This is a genomic window from Williamsia sterculiae (assembly GCF_900156495.1).
Classification (GTDB): Bacteria; Actinomycetota; Actinomycetes; order Mycobacteriales; family Mycobacteriaceae; genus Williamsia_B; species Williamsia_B sterculiae.
This window is the reverse complement of sequence record NZ_FTNT01000014.1, coordinates 119051-137694: the sequence shown is the minus strand read 5'-3', so window position 1 is coordinate 137694 and position 18644 is coordinate 119051. Positions and strand designations below refer to the sequence as shown.

The following is an 18644-nucleotide window of genomic DNA, read 5'->3' as shown; positions in this document are numbered from 1 at the left end:
GTGGCTCGGTCTTGTGCGTCGCGGTACGAGACGACGTCGCTGCTGGTGCCGGCGTTGATCCCGAACAGTGTCTTCTCGAGCGCCTCACGCTTGCGTTTGATGGCGCCCTTCTCCTCGGCTCGGAGTGCCGAGATCTTGGCGGTGAGGTCTTCGTGTAGTGGTGCGAGGGCTTCGCGTTTGCCGGTGTCGGTGAGGTTGGGGTCGGAGGCGACCTCGGCCTGCGTGCGGCTGTAGTTGTCGACCAGGTTCTTGGCCTGGGTGCGGTATCCGTCGATCTGTTCGTCAAGGTAGTCGAGGCTCATGTTGTTCTCCTTCTTGTGATGTGGGTGGTGGGTCAGTGACCCGCGAGCGCGGCGCTCATCTTGCGTTTCTGTTCTGCGGTCTTGTAGTCCCGCTCGTTGCGGAAGTGGTTGTTGGTGGTCCCACCCAACGGTTGTTTGGCGAGGAGGTCTTTGATGTCGGTGAGGACTCCCAACAGTTCGGGGTTGTCGCCGCCCCCGCGTTGGAAGTCGCGGCGCACCATGTGCTCGAACGACTCCGTTTGCCGTGTCGACAACACACGCTCCGGGGTGATGATGTTCTTCGCCATCAACCCGGTGCCGACACCAACACCACCCTGGTCGTACCAGTTGTTGGCCTCCCAATGCGCACGCGCGCCCATCGGGTCCTTGTAGCGGTCGCCGACGTACTTGTCGTACACCTGACCCTGGTCCTTCGGGTCGGGGTCGTGAGCGTCCTTGCCCGCTGCGGCGTACACCTCGGGTCCGGCTTGCGGGATGCCCCAGTACTTGCCGTTCTGCGCGAGCGGGTTCCAGGTGGATTCGTGGTTGGCGATCCAGTCGGTGTCGATCCACGGCTGCCCTTGACGCCACGCGGCCCGCAGGCCGGACCGGAACGCATCCTTGACCGGACTGCCCGTGGACGGCAGGCCCGGCGCTGCGGGGGCGGCCGATGCTGCTGGTGCCGTCGTCGTGGGGGTGGTGGTTTTGCCGCCGAGGTCCTGGCCGGTGGCGGGTTTCTGGGTGCCGGGGTCGGTGACTGTCACCTGCGGGGTGCCGGTTCCGGACTGCTGGGTGCTCTTCTGCTGGTTGAGCATCTCCTCGCGTTGCTGCTGGTAGGTGCTCACCGCGGCCAGGGCGCCGGGGCTGTCGTTGATGCTGAGGATGCCGAACAGGCTCGTCAACTGTCCCTTCACGGCCGCGGATGCGGCGTTGCCGAGGTTGTCGGAGAAGGTGGCCGCGATCTTCTGCCGCGGCGTCAGGTTGGTGTCTGACCCGGTGGTGCCGCTGAGCCCGCGGCCGGAGTTGGCGCCGCTGTAGTTGCCGGTGCCGGTGTAGGTTTGCGGGTCGTAGGCGCCCTGGGTCAGCCCACCGACGTCGTCACCGCCGAGCTGCGGGGTACTGCGGAACATGTCCCGGGGGAAGAACCAGTGATCGGTGAACTGTGGGTGATCGGCCCCGGCGGCGGCGCCACCGTATTGGCCGTTGCCCCGGTTGCCTCCCATCTCGGCGTTGATGCCCGACGGCAGTGTGGTCGCGGCGTGCCCGCCGCCCTCACCACCGTTGTAGAACGCGATCCGCAGATCACCGAGGGTGCCGCGCCCTTGCTGGGCGCCCATCTCCGCGAGCTGTGCTGCGGCGGAGGCGGTAGCGAACCGACCCCCGAACGGGTCAAGCCCGGCGGCGAGGCGAGCGAACGCTGATGCGGTTGCGGAGCAGTCGCCCCAGTTGAAGCTGGCCCACTCATACGGTGCGCCCTCCAGTGGGCGGGAGGCACCGAACCCGCCCTTGGCGAGGGCGTCGAAGTCGGCGGCTTTGACCCGACCGCCGTCGGCGTAGCCGGGGAACTTGCCGGTGCGGTTCATGTAGTCCAGGGCGCCGGGGTGGGTGGACTCGATGCTGCGGCGGGATGTCTTCTGCACCACGAACTCATCAGCGTGGACCACGCCCGCGGCCTGATACTTGCTGCCCGGACCGGTCCATCCGCCGGTGGCGTATCCGCGCCGGGCGCGTTGCGCTTCGCCGGCGTTGGCGAAGTCGTTGGTGTTGTAGTTCACGCCGATCTGGATGGTGCGGGGCCGGGTGATGTCGGTGAGGTCGTCGGACACGATGCCGAGGTTCTTCAGCACCTCTTCGAAGTGGCCGCGCACCGTGGGGTCGGCGATCTTGGTGTCCAACTCCTGCAACTGTGACCAGGAGATGTTGCGGCCGTCGAGGAACTGGGAGATCTCCGCGCCGATCGCGGGGTCGGCGCGCAACCCGTTGAGCGCCTGCAGGTCGGCGGCGGACTGGTTTTTCCCGACATTGAACTGGGCGGTGTCGAGGTTGATGTGCGGGTTGGCCTGCATCGCCGAGAGCAGGGTCACGTTGTTGGCGATGATGTCCAGTCGCGCCTTGGCTTCCGCGCTTTCGGCGGTGACCCGCACTTGCCCGTTCGGTAGTGTCTGTGTCTTGATGCCCAAGGTCTGCAAGGCGGTTTCGGCGCCGGCAACCTGGGTGGTGTCGACGTCGATCGACAGTTTGTCGGTGCCGGCGAACTGTTGGGCGATCCCATTGAGACGCTGCCCGACCAGACCCAGGGCTTCCTGAGCTTGCTGCGCTTTGAGTCGTGCACCGTCGAGTTTGTCGTTGGAACTACCGAGGGCGTCACCCACTTTGAGGGCGGCCTGGGAGGTGGCGTCGAGCTGGCGCCGTTGGGCATCCCAGTTGTTGATTTTCTCGTTGCTGGACCAGTTCTGGGTGGCCTTCTCGACCTTCTCCCTGGCGTCGCCGTTGCCGCGCAGTGCGGCGGTGTACTCATCGAGGGACACACCGGCGCGTTGCAGCGCGTTGTTGTGCAGGTTCCAGGTGTCGGATGTGGCGGCACTCTTGGTGACCTGCTGGTCGAGTTTCTGGTTGACCGCGTCGAGGGCGCCGGCCTGGCCTTCACCCGCGGCCTGCACCTCCTGCATCGACAGTTTGAGGTCGCGGTTGTTCTGGATCTGGGTGAAGACACCCTTGCTCTGCAGCTCGTTGAAGATCTGCTTTTTGCCTTGGGCGTCGAGCGCACCGTTGTTCGCGTTGATCGACTCCGACAACGAGTCGATCGCGGCCCTGGTCTCCTGCGCTTTCTGACGGGCCTCGGACTGGTGCGTCGACCATGCACCTAAGGCAAGGGCGCCACCGGTGAGGGCCAGGCCCAGAGGTCCGCCCAACGCGCCGCTGAGCAATCCGACCCCGCCACGCAACCCGGTGGCCGCGGCAGAAGCGGCACCCATGGTGCGGGGCAGCCCGGACGCCGCGGTGGAGGCGTTGAGGAACGACTGTTGCATCCGGGCGATGATCGGTGAGGTCTGCCCGACTTGCGCGATCGCTGAGCCGAACCGGCCCATCTGGAACGTGCCCGCCGAGGCGGTGCTCGCGAAGGTCCCGTTGGCGGTGGCCGCCGCCCGCAGCGACGAACCGAACGACATCACCTGCCCGTTCGCGGTACTCAGCGGACCCGAGATCCGGCCGACGATGCCGGGAATGGTCTTGAACGCCAGCCACGCCGCCGCAGCGGCGGTGACGATGCTCTGATGGTTGGACATGAACGACGACACCGTTTGCAGCAGCGGGTTGATCGCGTTGAGCGCCGTGGTCCCCGCCTGCAACGCGGTGATGAAGATCTGCCACCCCGACACACCCAGTGCCGCCGAGGCCTGCCCCAACGCTGATGCGACCTGCCCGATCGACGGGGCCGCGCCGCGCATCGCCTCGAACAATTCGGTGAACGTCTGCTTCGCAACGTCCAGTTGTCCCGACGACTTCAGCGTGTCGAGCAGTTCCTTGACCCTGGGCACCCAGTTGTCAAAGACGCGGGCGTCGAACGCTTTCGCGAATGCTTCAGCCCGAGGGGTCGCGGCGTCGATCTTGCCGGTCAGATCACCGAAGAACGCGGGCAACCGCTTGAACGTCGGGCCCTCTACTGCGGCGCCCATACGTCCCATCGCGGCGATCACGTTGTCGAACGAACCCTTGACAGTCTTTCCCGACTGTAGGGCAGCGCCACCGATGTTCTTCTGGATAGCGCTGAACAGCATCTCCGACGAAATCTTTCCGTCGGAGGCAAGCCCCTTCACATCAGACGCGGCAACGCCTGCCTCTTTGCCGAGCCACTGATAAATTGGAATTCCGCGGTCTGCCAACTGATTCAAGTCGTCGGTGTACGCCTGCTGCCCGGTCTGGACTTGCCCGAAGATGGCACCCATGTCACCGAGCGAGGTACCTGCGATCGTGGCCGCGTCGGCGGTCATCTTCAGATACTTCGTCAGATCTTGGCCGGGTTTGATACCGGCCGCGATGGCCGATGCCGAGATAGTGGCTGCGTCGCCGAGCCCGAACGCGGTGCCTTTCACCGAGGCCAACGCTGAGTCCATCACGGACGCGGTGGTCTGCGTCGAGTTACCGAGACCGGCGAGTTTGGCCTTGGCCTGATCAATTGCCGAGAGCCGATCGAAACCCTTGTACAGGGCGGTCCCGATCGCGGCGCTGGCCGCCGCGCCGGCGACCGTCGCACCCTTGGTGAAGGTGCTACTGAGCCCGTTGGTCAGCCGTGAGCCCATCTCCCGACCCGAGCGATCAACGTCGCGTTGTGACTGATTCAGCGCCGACCGTACGGACTTGGGGATGGAATCTGTGGATGCCGCAATCGTAATCCATGCGGTCGCGAGTTCCGTCATTGGCGTTGCGCCCCAGCGTCCTTGATGAACACCAATTCGGCGGGCACGAGGGGTGGGCGGGTGCGTTCGACGAGGTCGAGCCAGTCCCGGTCAGGCAGCGTCGAGAGGTATTCCTCCACTGCGTCTCGTTGCATCCCGTGCCCTCACGTAGTCCTCAACGGCGCCCCGGCGAAAGTGCCAGGTACCGTTGGCGAGTCGTTGCCCGCCGAGGCTGACCCCGATCCGGCAGACGTGGCGGCGGGTGTAACCCGTCAGCGTGGCCGCGGTAGCGGAGTCGATCACCTCTACAGGAGATAGTTCCTCGATGGGGGTGGTGGGTGTGTCTCGATGTCCGTTGTGGGACAACGCTTCATCGCACACCTGGAGCAGTGCTGCCAAGGCCGGGCCGGGGTTCATCCCGTTGCGTCGGCGTTCGCGGGCCGCGGCCGACACCCCGAACTTCAGGGCACGAAGCGCCTCGACACCCTCGACCAGCACCGCCCCACCCAGGGCTCGCGCCGTCACTGTGCACCGGGTTCGGGGTCGATCAGGTCCAGGCCGAAGCCGTCGTCATCCACGACACCGGTCGCCTGGAACCCCTCTCGAGCGGCCAACCACTCAAGATTGAGCACCAACTCCTCAGAACCGGTGTGCGTGGCGGCCTCGTCGAGCCGACGTTGACCGGCCTCCTGCCACTCGTGCGGGAGGTCGCGAGGGAACAGCTCTCCCAGCACCGCCGCCGCATCCCCCACAGTGTCGGTGATCTGGTCGGCGGGCACCCCGGTGATCAGAGCGATCCCGGACGCGTTGAGCATCAGGTCACCGTTGATGATCCGGCAGACCGGGGCGAACCGTGCGTCAGTAGGGCCACCATCCAAGCGGTGTCTCATCGGCCACCACCAAGCAGGTCAGCGATGTCGAGGGCGAGGCGGCGGGCCTCGTCGGCGGTCAGCTCCACCGACAACCACGGCCAATAGGACACGGTAATAGGCGCCTTCGGGTTACCTGTGCGACGCACCCGCGGGGTTGCTCGCCTGGAAGTCGGACGAGTCATCGGGTGGTCTCCGATCGCGAGGTCATCGTCTCGACCGTGTCGCCTAGACAGTCACTATGGAATCGGTCACGGATGAGCTGTTGCCGTTTCGGGCTGTCCGGCATCGGTAGTTCACCGGTCATAACCGCTCGGGCGTATCGACCCTCGACGACGCGGCGTATCTCACTGTCCCATGTGGTTTCGAGGTAGGGCATGTCCCGCTCGGCGGCAACGCGCCGATATTCACGCTGAATCCAGCGAGTGGAGGGGTTCATCGGGTGGTCTCCGATCGTGTGATGGTTTCGGCGATGTCGACAAGCTGGTCCGCTAGTCGGACGGCTTGTGTGGGGGTCAGCGCGATCCCGGCGAGCTGCACCACGCCGCGATCGGCGGTGACCGGTGGGGTCGCGTCGGGCGGCCGGTGGCTGATGCAGTACCGGGTGATGGACTTGGTTCCGTGCCCGCAGGTCTGACAGGTGTATTTCAGGCGGCGGGTCATGCCGAAGCCTTTCGGTAGTCGGGGCTGATCCGCCACTCGGTGCTCACCGACGCTCCCCGCTTGAGGATGTGGGGGCAGTCCTGGCCGACGCCCTTGATCGCGGTGCGCCCGTAGCCGGCTTTCTCGCCAGCGGCGTAGACCTCACCGGCGCGCACCCACTCGTTGCGGGCCGCGAGCCAGTCCAGTGCCCATTCCTCGCAGGAGACGACCGTCGGGGTTGTGCCTACGCCGAGGTTCCAGATCATGGTGTCGGCGCGGCGGATGGCCATCGACACCAGATCCGAGTTGCGGGCGGCCTGTCGCAGAGCATCGACGTTGTACCCCGCCCTCTGTCCCGCGGCGTACACCTTGCTCGACTCCGCAGTGGTGGCGCCCGCGGCGATCAGCCCCTCGATGTGGGCGTGGAACCAGGCCACCGATGACACCTTCGAAGGGCGGTCGGGTACGACATGAAGCGGGGTCGCGATAGGGGTGTCTGAAACAACCGGTTGAACCGGCGAAAGCGGTTGATCCGGTGGTTTATGCAGGTCAGCAGGGGTTTGAGGTTCATGTGACCCACCGCCGGATGTGGTTGTGACGCGGGGCAATCCGGTGGTGGTGTGGCGTGAGGGTGTCACCCCGTTTGACCTGCGGTTTCCACCACTTCCACCGGTTCCACCACTTCCACCGGGTTCCTGAGAGTGGCCTATCCCGAGACGCTCCCAAATGGGGGCGAGGACTGCCCTGGTGTAACCGCGAGGGCCGACCCCACCAGGGCGCTGCGAGGTCACCTTCGACGCCTGGGACACCAAATGTCCGAGCCGTCTAGCGGTGAGCGCTTTGCCGTACGCCGACACCAGACCCCAATACTCCGGGTTGTGCATCACGAGCTTGGACACCAACTGCTCGGTCGGCACGAAGTCCTCCCTCGACGGCCACACGGCGTGAAGGTCGCGGAGCATGACCATCCCGGGCGGGTCGTTGGACAGCCCCGCATCGTGTTCGGCGTCGGTCTCGGCCATTCCGCGGGTGATGAGCTCGTCCACAATCGCCGGCCAGTGCGACCCCGCCGCGACGGCGACCCGCTTGAGCGGACGCCACTTCTCCTTGGCCCGCCCGATGCACCCGTGGGGTAGGTCGACAGGCATGCCCAGGATCTGGTCGCGCACCTGGTCGGTCCAGGCCACTATCCGAGCCTTCAGCTCCGCGGTCTCGCCCTCAATCAGCTCCCAGTCCGAATCCTCGACACGGCCAGTGCGGTCAGGCATCAGCAAGATCCGGATCGCCCGGGAGCGGGTGTCGTCGGGCAGGCGGGGGCTGTTGCCGGCCAACGCGACCGGTGAGAAGGTCGGCATCTCCTTGACCTCCCATCCACCGCCCTTGACCGGGACGAGGACTGGGCGGGTCGCACCGCGGCGGTACCCGGAATTAAGGATGGCGACCATGTCCTCGACACCGGGCTTGTTCGGCGACAGCGATCGGTCGACCTCATCGACCAGCAAGGTGCGGATACCACCCTGCAGGGCCCGAACGAGTACAGCCGGTGACGACAGGGATGCGGCGTGCAGTGGTGAGCAGGCCAGTCGCCCGATGTGGTCGAGCAGGGTGGTCTTACCCGATCCCGGTGTCGTGGAGTCGATCAACAACCGAGGCGAGGTGTAAGTCTCCACCGCGACATGCGTGGCGACCGTCCACAGGGCCACCAGCGACAAGTCGCGGTCATCGGTGGTGGCGATGAACCGGCCGAAGTGTGCCTCCACGTCGTTGAGTACGGCGGCGCCGTCGATGATGTCGTCGTCGGTCAAGCGGATCGTCTCCTTAGATCAGGATGTTCGCGGTAGAACGCGGCAATGTTGTTGTTCCGACGGGCGACCGATGACCAGTCGGCAGACCCGGATACCGAGTGGGAGGCGTCGACCAACGCGGTGCCGAGGTTCTCCAGATGCAAGGCGAACTGGTCGGCGGCGGCGTACACGGCGGCGACCTTGATCGGATCGCCGTCGGGGAGCTCGCACCACGCCGGTGTGCCGATGATTGGGATGTCGCCGTGACGCTGACCGCGGTCGACGACGGGCCACAGTTGCTCGTGCGCTGCCGCCCAGGACACCTCGCGGGAACTGTCCAACGCGGTGGACAGTTTCGGCAGCGGACCATGCTCGTGGACGTACAGCTCTCGCAGGGACTCAACTGTGAGCACCCCCGAGACCCGGCCAGCAGAGGTGCGGGCCGGGTCCGGGGTGCCGGAGGTGACAGTCACCAGCGGTCGTCCTCGATGCCCGCCATCCGCCGCAACACAGCGCGCTCGGAGGTCTCGACCTCCTGCAGCAAAGACCACGACCGCTGGTCAACGTTGCTACTGATCGCGTCGTCGAGCAAAGACCGCAGGGTGGCGGACGGAATCGCGTCCACCTCCACCGATTCCCCGGTGAACCCCTTGGCCCGTGAGTCCGACTGCTTGGTCGGCCGTGTGGGTAACCCCAGCCCGAGGATCTGGGCCTCGGTCACAGCGAGGCGCTCGAACCGGAACGCCACCTGTGGTGCGAACTCCTGCAGCTTGCGCCGCACCTGATCCCACGCACCGACACCGGACGGGTCGTGATCGCCGAGGTTCAGGATCACCGTCGGCTTACCGGCCTCGTTGATGTCCTGCGCGGTGTTCCACAGGAACGTCTCCGACGGGAACCCCCGGGCCACCATCAGCGGCACATCCCACCGGCGGGTGACGGGTGCGACCACGCTGGTGATCGCGTCCTTCTCGACCCACACCTCAACCCGCTGAGGTTGGTCCTCCCACAGCGCCCGCCGGTAGATGATCGCCGTGCTCTCCAGGGCGTCCTCCACCGATGTCCACGTGCTCGGGCGGATCGTCCAGCGGGTGCCCTCGGAGATGTACCGGTACGGGATCCGGCCGCTGCGGCGCAGGGCGAGGACCCGGCGCTGCACTTTGCGGTAGGCCAGCTCGGACTTCTCCACGTGCCCGGCGGACATGGTGCGGTAGAACACGCCGCGGATGGTGACGGGTTGCTCGGCGGCGACGATCTGCACGATCGCGTCATCGAGCCTGGCCAGCTCGTCCGGGGTAGACCGACGCCTTACGGTCCTAGTGCCATATGTCATCGGCGACCGCCTTGAGTCTGGTCGTCCCAGCGCTCCGCGAACTCGGCGTCGCGCCCGTCCTCGCGCCCCAGGGCGTACGCCAGCGCGGTGCAGACCGCCATCGTGACCGCGGTGATCAGCTCCATCACTGCGCATCACTTTCGTGAGCGAGATCAAGGAGAAGCAGGACCACTTTGGCGAGGTCGGCGGCCTCGTCCAGCTCGAGATCGAGAAGATCCCGGTCGCCCTCGACGCCGTGTTCGATGCGGATGTGCGGATCGCGTTCATCGATGAGCTGACGTAAGTAGATCTCGTAGTTGCCCAGCGTTACGCTGCGGTCGCCCGGTGACCCGTTCACCGTCCCGAACACCCGGTGACGTGGCAGCCTGTACACCTGCGACTTCCAACGGCAGGTGCCAGGAGAGAATTTCACCAGGTATCGGTCGTTCTCAGGCTTCGACCAGGCAGGCCGATTTTTGTCCATCCACGGGCAGTCGGCGTTCCACTGATACCTGAATCGCTGTTGCTCCTGCATTTCCCGTAGCGCAAGTTCTGCCGGGGACTCCGCCGGCATGGCGGCGATTTCCTCCTGCGCGGCGGCGATGATCGCGTTGTGCTGTGCGGCGCGGTCTGGGTGTGTGCCCTTCGCGACCGCCATGATTCGCTTCAGTGCGGGCCCGCCATCGAACTCGAAGGCGAGCACTTCGTCGAGATACTCGGCCAACTGGACGTACGTGAATCGCCGGGGTGCAGGGCTGTCGGGGATGGGGGTTACAGTGGTCATGTTCTTCTGATCTCCTAAAGGGTGGAGTGGGGGACATCGCCCTCGTTCCCGGCGGCAACCGGGGCGGGGGCATCTTCATGGGCACCGACCAAGTCGTCGGTGCGGTCGTCATCACGGAGCTGGAGATCCTCCAGCAGGTCGCGGTCGAGCTGGGTGATCGGCATCAGGCCGCCCCTGGATCGACGGTGTTGTTGTTGACGTACTCCTGAACGTCCGCCCAGCGGTAGAGCACACGGCTCCCGTACTTCACGTAGGGAATTCCTTTGCGGTGGTACCGATCTTGAGACAGGGCTGCAACCGACGTACGGAGGTACTCGGCCACCTGTGGCGGCGTGGCGAGCACCGGCAGAGGCGGCTTCTCTTCTTCCCTACGTGCTTCGTGGATCGAGGGCATATCACTCCTTCCTTGACTTCGTGAGATTCATCTTTGATCTCTCGCCCTTCTAGAGATATCACCGTGGCTCACTCCACGCAAGGATGAATCACCATCTTCATCTTTGATCTGTCACACTGTGTGCATGGCAGGCAAGAAGAACGAGCTCGGAGCAACTGGGCGGACAGTCGCATCCAACATCGCGAGCCTTAGGCAAGGTCAGCGACTTGGATTCGCGGAACTCAGCCGCATCCTTAGCGATCTCGGACGGCCTATTCCGCCGCTCGGCTTGCGGCGCATCGAGGACGAAGAACGGCGTGTAGACGTCGATGATCTGGTCTCGATTGCTGTGGCTCTCGGTGTGTCGCCAATTACCTTGTTGATGCCAAGCACGCCTAACGCCAGTGATGAAGTGCTGTCTTCAGCTTCTCTTGAAGCGGTCTCCGCACAACGTCTTTGGCGGTGGTATCGGGCGGAACGTCCGTTGTTGGGTGATGTAACTGCGTCGGGGCTGCTCGACTTCGTCGCGGACGCATTTCCCGAATGGAGGCGCATCGAGTACGCGGCTGGCGTAGAGCGGCTCCTTGATCTTCGGCGAACTGAGATCAAGGCCGGATCGGAGGACAGGAGCGCCCTCGACGCGCTGATGACGGAGGACACTCCCGATGGCGACGATTAGCTCCTACGCCACCCGAGCCGGGAAGCGGTACCGGGTGCGTTACCGCACCCCCGAGCACCGGCAAACCGACAAGCGCGGCTTCCGCACCAAGCGTGAAGCCGAAGCATTCGCTGCCACAGTCGAAGTCGAGAAGCTCCGCGGCGCGTACGTCGCCCCGGCCCTCGGTCGCATCACCGTCGCAGAACTCGCCCCGGACTGGCTGCAGCGCAAACAGTCCGACCTGAAACCGTCGTCGTATCACCCATTAGAAGTGTCCTGGCACAAGCACGTGAAACCACGATGGGGTTCCGTCGCCCTGGTCGACATCGACCTCGACGCGGTGGAGCGGTGGATCTCGGAAATGGGCCGCACCGTCACCGAGGCGGACGGCACCGTGACCAAGAAGGGCTCCGGTGCGACTGTTGTCCTCCGCGCCTACGGGGTTCTGGCGGCGATCCTCGACACCGCCGTGAAGGGCCGCCGCCTCGCGGCCAACCCGGCGCGGACACCCGAGAATCTTCCGCGGAAGCGGCCGAAGCCGCGGACCTACCTCACGCACGAGCAGGTGGCGCTGCTCGCGGCCGAGTCGAGGTATCCGACGCTGGTCCGGTTGTTGGCCTACACGGGTCTGCGGTGGGGTGAGGCGATCGCGTTACGCGCCGAGCACGTGGATCTGCGGCGGAAGCGCATCACCGTCGTCGAGAACGCCGTCCAGGTCGATCAGGTGACGATCGTGGGGACTCCGAAGTCCGGCGAGTCGCGTTCGGTGTCGGTCCCCGAGTTCCTGGTGTTCGAGCTGGCCGCGGTGATCCGCGACAAGGAGACGACGGCACTGCTGTTCGATGACGGGCACGGGCGACACCTGAAGCGGCCGGTGTCGATCTCCGGGTGGTTCGCGGGCGCCGTCGAGCGGTCCGGTGTCCCCCGGGTCACGATCCACGACCTCAGGCACACCTCTGCGAGCCTCGCGGTGTCCGCCGGCGTCAACATCAAGGCGCTGCAGCGGATGCTCGGGCACGCGTCCGCGGCGATGACCCTCGATGTCTACAGCGACCTGTTCGACGACGATCTCGACGCCGTCGGAATCGCTCTGCATCACGCCGCATCGACGGCGAGTGTGGGCAAAACGTGGGCAGCGGCCCCGACCCCTCCACCTACTGGCTAGCCAGAAACTCTCTGACCTGCACAGACACCACTTTCACTCTGGCGGAAGCGGAGGGATTTGAACCCCCGGTGGTTTTACCCACGCTCGCTTTCAAGGCGAGTGCATTCGGCCGCTCTGCCACGCTTCCCTGGGTGGTCAGCCTACGTCACCGACCGCCGCAGACCCTCGTCGACCTTGCGGTATGCACCGAGCACAGCCTGCCGTTGCCGCAGGGTGAGTCCATCGACGACGAACTCCCTGAACCGCCGCGCGTGGTCCTCCGCAGCCCGACTCACCTGCGCTCGCCCGGCCGGGGTGATACGCGCCAACCGTTGCCTGCCGTTGTGGGTGTCGGGCAGCTGCCAGACCAGTCCTGCAGCGGTGAGCCGGGAGATCTGCCGCGACACGGTGCTCCTCGCCATCGCCACCCCCGTGGCCACATCCGACATCCGGGTGTCACCGCTTTCGGACAGCAACAGCAGGATGCGGAAGTCCTGCAGGGTCATTCCCGCGTCGTCGACCATCGCCTGGTTCAACATCCCGATCACACGTTGACTGCCGTCCACCATGGCTCGCCACAGTTCCAGAGTGTCCGGATCGGACCAGGCGACGTCGTCGCCCTCCTCCTCGACAGCCGTCATCAGCGCGTCCCCCTCGCGTGTGGTGCGTGAAGGGTACGGGTTGAGCAGGTCGGGCACAGTCGTCTGACCGGCCGACACCCGCGCGAGGTCTGTGGTGGCGTGCCCCCACCCCACCTCGCCATGATGGAGACATGGCACAGATGTCTGCGATCACCCTGAACGAGTTCGGCGGTCCGGAGAACCTGACCGAAAGTACCGTGCAACGGCCCGAGCCGGGACCCGGTGAGGTTCTCATCGAGGTCGCGGCGGCCGCCCTCAACCGCGCCGACCTGATGCAACGCCAGGGTCACTATCCGCCACCACCCGGTGCCAGCGACATCCTGGGCCTCGAGGTGTCCGGACGCATCGCCGCGCTCGGACCGCAGGTCGATAACTGGTCGGTAGGTGACGAGGTCTGCGCGTTGCTCAGCGGCGGTGGCTACGCGGAATTCGCGGTGGCCCCGACCACGCAGCTGTTCCACGTACCCGAGACGGTTGGCCTCGTCGACTCCGCCGCTCTACCGGAGGTCGCGTGCACCGTTGTCTCCAACCTCGACATGACCGCTCACCTGCAACCCGGTGAACTGGCTCTGCTGCACGGTGGATCCAGTGGCATCGGCACCTTCGGCATCCAGTTCGCGCGGGCCCGCGGCGCGATCGTCGCGACCACCGCGCGCACCGCCGACAAGCTCACCCTCTGTGCGGGTCTCGGTGCGACCGTGCTCATCGACTACACCGACGACGACTTCGTACAACGCGTGCAGGAGAAGGGCGGCGCCGACGTGATCCTCGACATGGTCGGCGCGAAGTACCTGTCCCGCAACGTCGATGCGCTCGCGCCCGACGGCAGGCTCGTCGTCATCGGCCTGCAGGGCGGGGCGACGGCGGAGATCGACCTCGGGAAGTTGCTCCGTATACGCGGCACGCTCGCCGCCACGAACCTCCGCGGCCGACCGACCACCGGTCCACACAGCAAGGCCGACGTGGTCGCCCGCACCACCGAACTCGCCTGGCCGCTGATCGAGTCGCGGCAGATCGCTCCCGTGGTGGGCACCACGTTCCCCATGTCCGAGGCTGCGGCCGCACACGAGTACCTCGCCGGCGGCGACGCCGTCGGCAAGATCCTGCTGGTGCGCTGACGGACGCGAGCGCTCAGCCCAAAGAGCCCAGAGCCCGTACCAACTGGTCCACGTCGTACGGGGTCGAATACGGGCCCAATCCGATGGTGACCGCACCACCGACGTCCGGGACGCCGATGGCCTCCAGCGCACGACTACGGATGTCGGCCAGTGCACAGATCCCGTTGTCCGCCAGTCGCCGCACCACCTTGTCGGCACTCACCCCCGCCACGGTGAAACTCACCGCGGGAATCCGCCGCTCACCCGTCCCGATCACGGTCACCGAGCTCAGCTGCCAGAGCGAGTTGAGCAGATACCGGTTCAACCGTTGCAGGTATTCGCTGAGGCTGGTCATCGACGCCACCAACCGCTGACGGCGCGTGCCCGTGGCCGCCTCGTCCAACGACGCCAGGTGCTCCACCGACGCGACCAGTCCGGCCAGCATCGACCGCTGATGGGCCTCGGGCTCCAGCCGTTCCGGCCCGCGGGCTCCCGGCTCCACCGACAACGACCGCAGCCCGTTGATCGTCTCCGGATTGCGGAACACCATCGCCGCGGTCTGCGGTCCGCCCCACCGCTCCGCCGACACCACCACCGCGTCGGCCTGCAACGCGGTGATGTCCAGCGGCATGTACGGCGCGGCATTGGTCGCGTCCACCACCAGAAGTCCGTTCACCGCGTGGATGGCCGTGGCCACCGCACCGACGTCGGGCATGGTCCCGAGAGTGGAGGACGCCATGGTCATCGACACCAGACTCGTGGACGTCCCGACCAACTCCGCGAACTGCCACGACGGCAGCTGCCCGTTCTCGATGTCGATCTCCGCCCAGCGCACCCGGGCGCCGAACCGATCGGCGGCCCGCACCCACGGCGCGATGTTCGCCTCGTCGTCGAGCCGCGTCACCACCACCTCGGAACCCAGCCACACGGCTGTGTTGAGGGCCTCGGCCAAGGAGTTGAAGAGCGCGGCACGGCTGGATCCCAGGACCACGCCCCGCGGATCGCCCCCGACGAGGTCGGCCACGGCCAGACGTGCGGCGTCGACCACCGCCGCCGCCTGCCGGGCCGCCGGGTACACACCACCCGGAGCGGACACGAGTGCCCGAAACGCCTTCGACACCGTCGAGGCCACCGAATCCGGGATCTGCATCCCGGCCTGGGGGTCGAGGTGGATCCATCCGTCACCCAGGGAGGGAAACAGCCCTCGCACCCGCGCGACGTCGTAGGTCATGCCCGACACGATAGCCCCATCCACCGACGCGACCCAGGCCAGTTGCGCACACCCTGGAACTGTCCACGATCCGCCTCGACGGACCTCGCGCACCGCGTTCGGTGGAGGTCTGTCCGACGAGTCTGGACAATGGGTGACATGGTTCCCCACCCCTTCGGCGCACAGCACCCCGACGACGACCAGGTGATCCTGGTTCCGCAGCACGCGGCCGCGGCAACAGAGGGCGGTGACCCCGACAAAGGCCCGGACACCAAGGACAACGGACCGGGGGTGACCGAGATGGTCGAGCAGCCCGCCAAGGTGATGCGGATCGGCACGATGATCAAGCAGTTGCTCGAGGAGGTGCGTGCGGCTCCCCTCGACGACGCCAGCCGCAGTCGGCTCAAGGAGATCCACCAGTCGTCCATTCGCGAACTCGAGGACGGCCTGGCCCCGGAACTGCGCGAGGAACTCGAGCGGCTCGCGCTGCCGTTCGGTGACGACTCCACCCCGTCCGACGCCGAACTGCGCATCGCGCAGGCCCAGCTCGTCGGCTGGCTCGAGGGCCTCTTCCACGGCATCCAGACCGCGCTGTTCGCCCAGCAGATGTCGGCCCGCGCCCAACTCGAGCAGATGCGCCAGGGTCAGTTGCCCATGGCCGGAGACCCGGGTCACGGCGCACCCGGGCCCGGCGCCCACCCGGGCGGGGTCACCGGCACCGGTCAGTACCTGTGACCTGACACCTCCGTCGCGGTCCCGCAGCGACGCGGCCGAGACCGCGGCACCGGCGCACACAGCACACCCCGGTAAGCTCGGTTCCCGTGTCAGCAGCAGTGGACGGCGCGGAGGCGCGCGACGGAGACGTGGCGGCACCGCCACCCGTGTCCGACTCCCGCAGCATGCGACGCGCCCTCGCCGACCTCGGCGAGGGTCTGCGCCAGCGTGAGCTGTGGGCCCTGCTGGGCTGGCAGGACATCAAACAGCGCTACCGCCGTTCGCTGCTCGGACCGCTGTGGATCACCATCGCCACCGGTGTCACCGCGGTCGCGATGGGCCTGCTGTACTCGCAGTTGTTCCACGAGGACATCGCGTCGTTCCTGCCGTACGTCACGCTGGGGTTCATCTTCTGGGGCTTCATCGAGGGCTCGATCCTCGACGGCGCGGAGGTGTTCTCCAGCAACGAGGGGTTGCTCAAGCAGATCCCGACCCCGTTGTCGGTGCACGTGTACCGGCTGGCCTGGCGGCAGTTGATCATCTTCGCGCACAACATCGTGATCTACCTGGTCATCCTGGCCATCTTCCCGCAGCCCATCAACTGGACCGTGTTGCTGATCGTCCCGGCGATGGCGTTGCTGGTGCTCAACAGCGTGTGGGTGTCGGTGGTGTTCGGCATCCTCACCACGCGCTTCCGCGACATCGGACAGCTGCTCACCACCGCGGTGCGGTTGGTGTTCTTCATGACCCCGATCATCTGGTCGGCCAAGAGCCTGCAGCAGGTCGCCGGCGCCGAGTCGGCCCGCGCCCGCATCGTCGAGGTCAACCCGATGTTCCACTATCTGGAGATCACCCGCGGCCCACTGCTCGGCGAGCACGTGGAGTTCTACCACTGGGGGATCGTCATCGCATGCACCGTCGTCGGTTGGCTCGGCGCGCTGCTCGTGATGCGCAACTACCGTGCCCGAGTGACGTATTGGGTGTGAGCGAACTGTGAGTGACGTACGTGTCGACACCTGGGGTGCCTGTGTCGACTTCCCCATCTTCGACGCCAAGACCCGGTCGCTGAAGAAATCCGTGCTCGGCGCGGCCGGCGGCGTCATCGGCGCCAACGCCTCCAACGTGGTGGTCGTCGAAGCCCTCAAGGACATCGACCTCCACCTCCAGCACGGCGACCGTGTGGGCCTGGTGGGACACAACGGAGCAGGTAAGTCCACGCTGCTGCGGGTGCTCTCGGGCATTTACGAACCCACCCGCGGATCCTGCCGGGTGCAGGGGCGGGTGGCCCCCGTCTTCGACCTCGGGGTGGGGATGGACCCGGAGATCTCCGGCTACGAGAACATCGTCATCCGTGGCATGTTCCTCGGGATGAGCCGCAAGGAGATGCTCCGCAAGACCGACGAGATCGCGGAGTTCACCGAACTGGGCGACTACCTGAACATGCCGCTGCGCACCTACTCCACCGGCATGCGCGTGCGAGTGGCGCTGGGCGTGGTGACCAGTATCGATCCGGAGATCCTCATCCTCGACGAGGGCATCGGCGCGGTGGACGCGGAGTTCATGAAGAAGGCTCGGGTCCGACTGCAGGAGCTGGTCAAACGCTCAGGGATCCTGGTGTTCGCCAGTCACTCCAACGAATTCCTGGCCCAGCTGTGCGACCGTGCGTTGTGGATCGACCACGGGCAGGTCCGGATGGACGGCGGGATCGAGGAGGTGGTCGGCGCCTACGAGGGTCCCGACGCCGCCAAACACGTCCGGACCGTGCTCGACGAGATCGCCGCCGAGCAGACCGGCACCCCGGTGGTGCCGGGCAGTCGTCCCGTCACCGAGGCCGATGGCTGAGAAGGTGATCGCGGTGGTGGTCACCCACCGCCGGGCCGAACTCTTGGCCGCGTCGCTGCGGGTACTCGGTCAGCAGACCCGGCCCATCGACCATCTGGTGGTCGTCGACAACGCCGACGAGCGGGTGGTCGCCGAGATGGTCGACACGACCGCCGTACCGAGCACCTACATCGGGTCGCGGCGCAACCTCGGTGGCGCAGGCGGTTTCGCCCTCGGCATGTTGCACGCGTTGGCGCTGGGCGCCGACTGGGTGTGGTGCGCGGACGACGACGGCCGACCCGAGGGCGAGCACGTCCTCGAGACGCTGCTGCGGTGCGCCGGTGACCATGGTCTGGCCGAGGTGTCGCCGGTGGTGTGCAACATCGACGACCCCGACACCCTCGCCTTCCCCTTGCGACGCGGTGTCGTGTGGCGGCGGAGACGCTCGGAACTGTTCGCCGACGGATCCGACGAGGAGCTGCTGCCCGGGATCGCGTCCCTGTTCAACGGCGCCCTGTTCTCGGCCGGCGCCCTCGATGCGGTGGGTGTCCCCGACCTACGGCTGTTCATGCGCGGCGACGAGGTGGAGATGCACCGGCGACTGGTCCGCTCGGGTCTGCGCTTCGGCACCTGTCTGACCACCGCGTACCTGCATCCCGACGGGTCCGCCGAGTTCCGGCCGATCCTGGGAGGGCGGATGCACACCCAGTACCCCGACAACGCCACCAAACGGCACTTCACCTACCGCAACCGCGGCTACCTGCTCAGCCAGCCCGGTCTGCGGCGGTTGCTTCCGCAGGAGTACGCACGCTTCGGCTGGTACTTCCTGGTGCAGCAGCGCGACGTCGCCGGGTTCCGCGAGTGGATCCGGTTGCGTCGCGACGGGCGTCGCGAACATTTTCACGCGCCCTGAACCG

At 66.4% G+C, this 18644-nt stretch carries 19 protein-coding genes, 1 tRNA gene and 1 pseudogene; 8 read left to right on the top strand and 13 right to left on the bottom strand.

The window, feature by feature from the left end:
- The 10 genes and pseudogenes from BW971_RS19395 to BW971_RS19360 form a co-directional block, all read right to left on the bottom strand.
- Positions 1-302, bottom strand: a pseudogene (locus tag BW971_RS19395) (hypothetical protein); the annotation flags it as partial.
- Positions 303-334: 32 nt separating this feature from the next.
- Positions 335-4582: an aggregation-promoting factor C-terminal-like domain-containing protein gene (locus BW971_RS19390; protein ID WP_076482720.1), complete on the bottom strand. Its 4248-nt coding sequence runs from the start codon at positions 4580-4582 to the stop codon at positions 335-337.
- Between the two features lie 207 nt (positions 4583-4789).
- Entirely contained in the window at positions 4790-5203 is a 414-nt protein-coding gene (locus tag BW971_RS21365) for a hypothetical protein (protein WP_143690481.1), read from the bottom strand.
- On the bottom strand, positions 5200-5568 hold the full coding sequence (locus BW971_RS19385) for a hypothetical protein (protein ID WP_076482719.1): 369 nt from the start codon (positions 5566-5568) through the stop codon (positions 5200-5202). Before BW971_RS19385 ends, BW971_RS21365 begins: the two co-directional genes overlap by 4 nt.
- A gap of 414 nt (positions 5569-5982) precedes the next feature.
- Entirely contained in the window at positions 5983-6210 is a 228-nt protein-coding gene (locus BW971_RS19380) for a hypothetical protein (RefSeq protein WP_076482718.1), read from the bottom strand.
- Positions 6207-7994: a DUF3631 domain-containing protein gene (locus BW971_RS22035; RefSeq protein ID WP_083710428.1), complete on the bottom strand. Its 1788-nt coding sequence runs from the start codon at positions 7992-7994 to the stop codon at positions 6207-6209. The genes BW971_RS19380 and BW971_RS22035 overlap by 4 nt, the downstream gene beginning before the upstream one ends.
- Entirely contained in the window at positions 7991-8446 is a 456-nt protein-coding gene (locus tag BW971_RS19370; RefSeq protein WP_076482717.1) for a DUF2742 domain-containing protein, read from the bottom strand. The genes BW971_RS22035 and BW971_RS19370 overlap by 4 nt, the downstream gene beginning before the upstream one ends.
- Positions 8443-9234, bottom strand: coding sequence for a hypothetical protein (locus tag BW971_RS19365; RefSeq protein ID WP_083710423.1), 792 nt, complete (start codon positions 9232-9234; stop codon positions 8443-8445). The genes BW971_RS19370 and BW971_RS19365 overlap by 4 nt, the downstream gene beginning before the upstream one ends.
- A gap of 68 nt (positions 9235-9302) precedes the next feature.
- Complete coding sequence (locus BW971_RS22110; protein ID WP_268811141.1) at positions 9303-9431, bottom strand: hypothetical protein; 129 nt, start codon at positions 9429-9431, stop codon at positions 9303-9305.
- On the bottom strand, positions 9431-10069 hold the full coding sequence (locus tag BW971_RS19360; protein ID WP_076482715.1) for a hypothetical protein: 639 nt from the start codon (positions 10067-10069) through the stop codon (positions 9431-9433). Before BW971_RS19360 ends, BW971_RS22110 begins: the two co-directional genes overlap by 1 nt.
- A gap of 26 nt (positions 10070-10095) precedes the next feature.
- Here BW971_RS19360 and BW971_RS21560 point away from each other — a divergent pair, with 26 nt between their 5' ends.
- The 3 genes from BW971_RS21560 (at position 10096) to BW971_RS19345 (ending at position 12265) form a co-directional block, all read left to right on the top strand.
- Positions 10096-10278, top strand: a complete 183-nt coding sequence (locus tag BW971_RS21560; protein WP_159441892.1) for a hypothetical protein — start codon at positions 10096-10098, stop codon at positions 10276-10278.
- A 309-nt stretch (positions 10279-10587) separates the two neighbouring features.
- Complete coding sequence (locus tag BW971_RS21760) at positions 10588-11121, top strand: hypothetical protein (RefSeq protein WP_076482713.1); 534 nt, start codon at positions 10588-10590, stop codon at positions 11119-11121.
- The gene (locus tag BW971_RS19345; RefSeq protein ID WP_076482712.1) at positions 11108-12265 is read left to right on the top strand and encodes a site-specific integrase; all 1158 of its coding nucleotides are present in this window, start codon (positions 11108-11110) and stop codon (positions 12263-12265) included. The genes BW971_RS21760 and BW971_RS19345 overlap by 14 nt, the downstream gene beginning before the upstream one ends.
- Positions 12266-12304: 39 nt before the next feature.
- Here BW971_RS19345 and BW971_RS19340 read toward each other — a convergent pair.
- Both BW971_RS19340 and BW971_RS19335 read right to left on the bottom strand, forming a co-directional pair.
- Positions 12305-12392: transfer RNA gene (locus BW971_RS19340), tRNA-Ser, on the bottom strand.
- Positions 12393-12405: 13 nt separating this feature from the next.
- Positions 12406-12885: a MarR family winged helix-turn-helix transcriptional regulator gene (locus BW971_RS19335; RefSeq protein WP_143690480.1), complete on the bottom strand. Its 480-nt coding sequence runs from the start codon at positions 12883-12885 to the stop codon at positions 12406-12408.
- Between the two features lie 140 nt (positions 12886-13025).
- On the opposite strand from BW971_RS19335, the gene BW971_RS19330 reads away from it, so the two are divergent.
- Complete coding sequence (locus BW971_RS19330) at positions 13026-14003, top strand: NAD(P)H-quinone oxidoreductase (protein ID WP_076482736.1); 978 nt, start codon at positions 13026-13028, stop codon at positions 14001-14003.
- A 13-nt stretch (positions 14004-14016) separates the two neighbouring features.
- On the opposite strand, the gene BW971_RS19325 is transcribed toward BW971_RS19330, so the two are convergent.
- Positions 14017-15213 carry a cysteine desulfurase-like protein gene (locus BW971_RS19325; RefSeq protein ID WP_076482710.1) on the bottom strand — a complete coding sequence of 399 codons (1197 nt, stop codon included), beginning with the start codon at positions 15211-15213 and terminating at the stop codon, positions 14017-14019.
- 138 nt (positions 15214-15351) lie between these two features.
- Between BW971_RS19325 and BW971_RS19320 the strand changes: the two genes are divergently transcribed.
- The 4 genes from BW971_RS19320 to glfT1 all read left to right on the top strand — a co-directional run bounded on the left by BW971_RS19320 (position 15352) and on the right by glfT1 (position 18640).
- Positions 15352-15927, top strand: a complete 576-nt coding sequence (locus tag BW971_RS19320; protein ID WP_407701239.1) for a bacterial proteasome activator family protein — start codon at positions 15352-15354, stop codon at positions 15925-15927.
- 86 nt (positions 15928-16013) lie between these two features.
- Positions 16014-16892, top strand: coding sequence for a galactan export ABC transporter permease subunit Wzm/RfbD (wzm, locus tag BW971_RS19315; protein ID WP_083710421.1), 879 nt, complete (start codon positions 16014-16016; stop codon positions 16890-16892).
- A 7-nt stretch (positions 16893-16899) separates the two neighbouring features.
- The gene (gene wzt / locus BW971_RS19310) at positions 16900-17748 is read left to right on the top strand and encodes a galactan export ABC transporter ATP-binding subunit Wzt/RfbE (protein ID WP_200799477.1); all 849 of its coding nucleotides are present in this window, start codon (positions 16900-16902) and stop codon (positions 17746-17748) included.
- Positions 17741-18640, top strand: a complete 900-nt coding sequence (gene glfT1 / locus BW971_RS19305; RefSeq protein WP_076482706.1) for a galactofuranosyltransferase GlfT1 — start codon at positions 17741-17743, stop codon at positions 18638-18640. The genes wzt and glfT1 overlap by 8 nt, the downstream gene beginning before the upstream one ends.
- The last annotated feature ends 4 nt before the right edge of the window (positions 18641-18644 follow it).

Excerpts from the sequence above, each read along its gene's own strand:
- BW971_RS19390 (WP_076482720.1), bottom strand. The coding sequence starts at position 4,582 with ATGGGCTCACGGCTGACCAACGGGCTCAGTAGCACCTTCACCAAGGGT.
- BW971_RS19385 (WP_076482719.1), bottom strand. The coding sequence starts at position 5,568 with ATGAGACACCGCTTGGATGGTGGCCCTACTGACGCACGGTTCGCCCCG.
- BW971_RS19380 (WP_076482718.1), bottom strand. The coding sequence starts at position 6,210 with ATGACCCGCCGCCTGAAATACACCTGTCAGACCTGCGGGCACGGAACC.
- BW971_RS22110 (WP_268811141.1), bottom strand. The coding sequence starts at position 9,431 with ATGGAGCTGATCACCGCGGTCACGATGGCGGTCTGCACCGCGCTGGCG.
- BW971_RS19360 (WP_076482715.1), bottom strand. The coding sequence starts at position 10,069 with ATGACCACTGTAACCCCCATCCCCGACAGCCCTGCACCCCGGCGATTC.
- BW971_RS21760 (WP_076482713.1), top strand. The coding sequence starts at position 10,588 with ATGGCAGGCAAGAAGAACGAGCTCGGAGCAACTGGGCGGACAGTCGCA.
- BW971_RS19345 (WP_076482712.1), top strand. The coding sequence starts at position 11,108 with ATGGCGACGATTAGCTCCTACGCCACCCGAGCCGGGAAGCGGTACCGG.
- BW971_RS19335 (WP_143690480.1), bottom strand. The coding sequence starts at position 12,885 with ATGACGGCTGTCGAGGAGGAGGGCGACGACGTCGCCTGGTCCGATCCG.
- BW971_RS19330 (WP_076482736.1), top strand. The coding sequence starts at position 13,026 with ATGTCTGCGATCACCCTGAACGAGTTCGGCGGTCCGGAGAACCTGACC.
- BW971_RS19325 (WP_076482710.1), bottom strand. The coding sequence starts at position 15,213 with ATGACCTACGACGTCGCGCGGGTGCGAGGGCTGTTTCCCTCCCTGGGT.
- BW971_RS19320 (WP_407701239.1), top strand. The coding sequence starts at position 15,352 with ATGGTTCCCCACCCCTTCGGCGCACAGCACCCCGACGACGACCAGGTG.
- glfT1 (WP_076482706.1), top strand. The coding sequence starts at position 17,741 with ATGGCTGAGAAGGTGATCGCGGTGGTGGTCACCCACCGCCGGGCCGAA.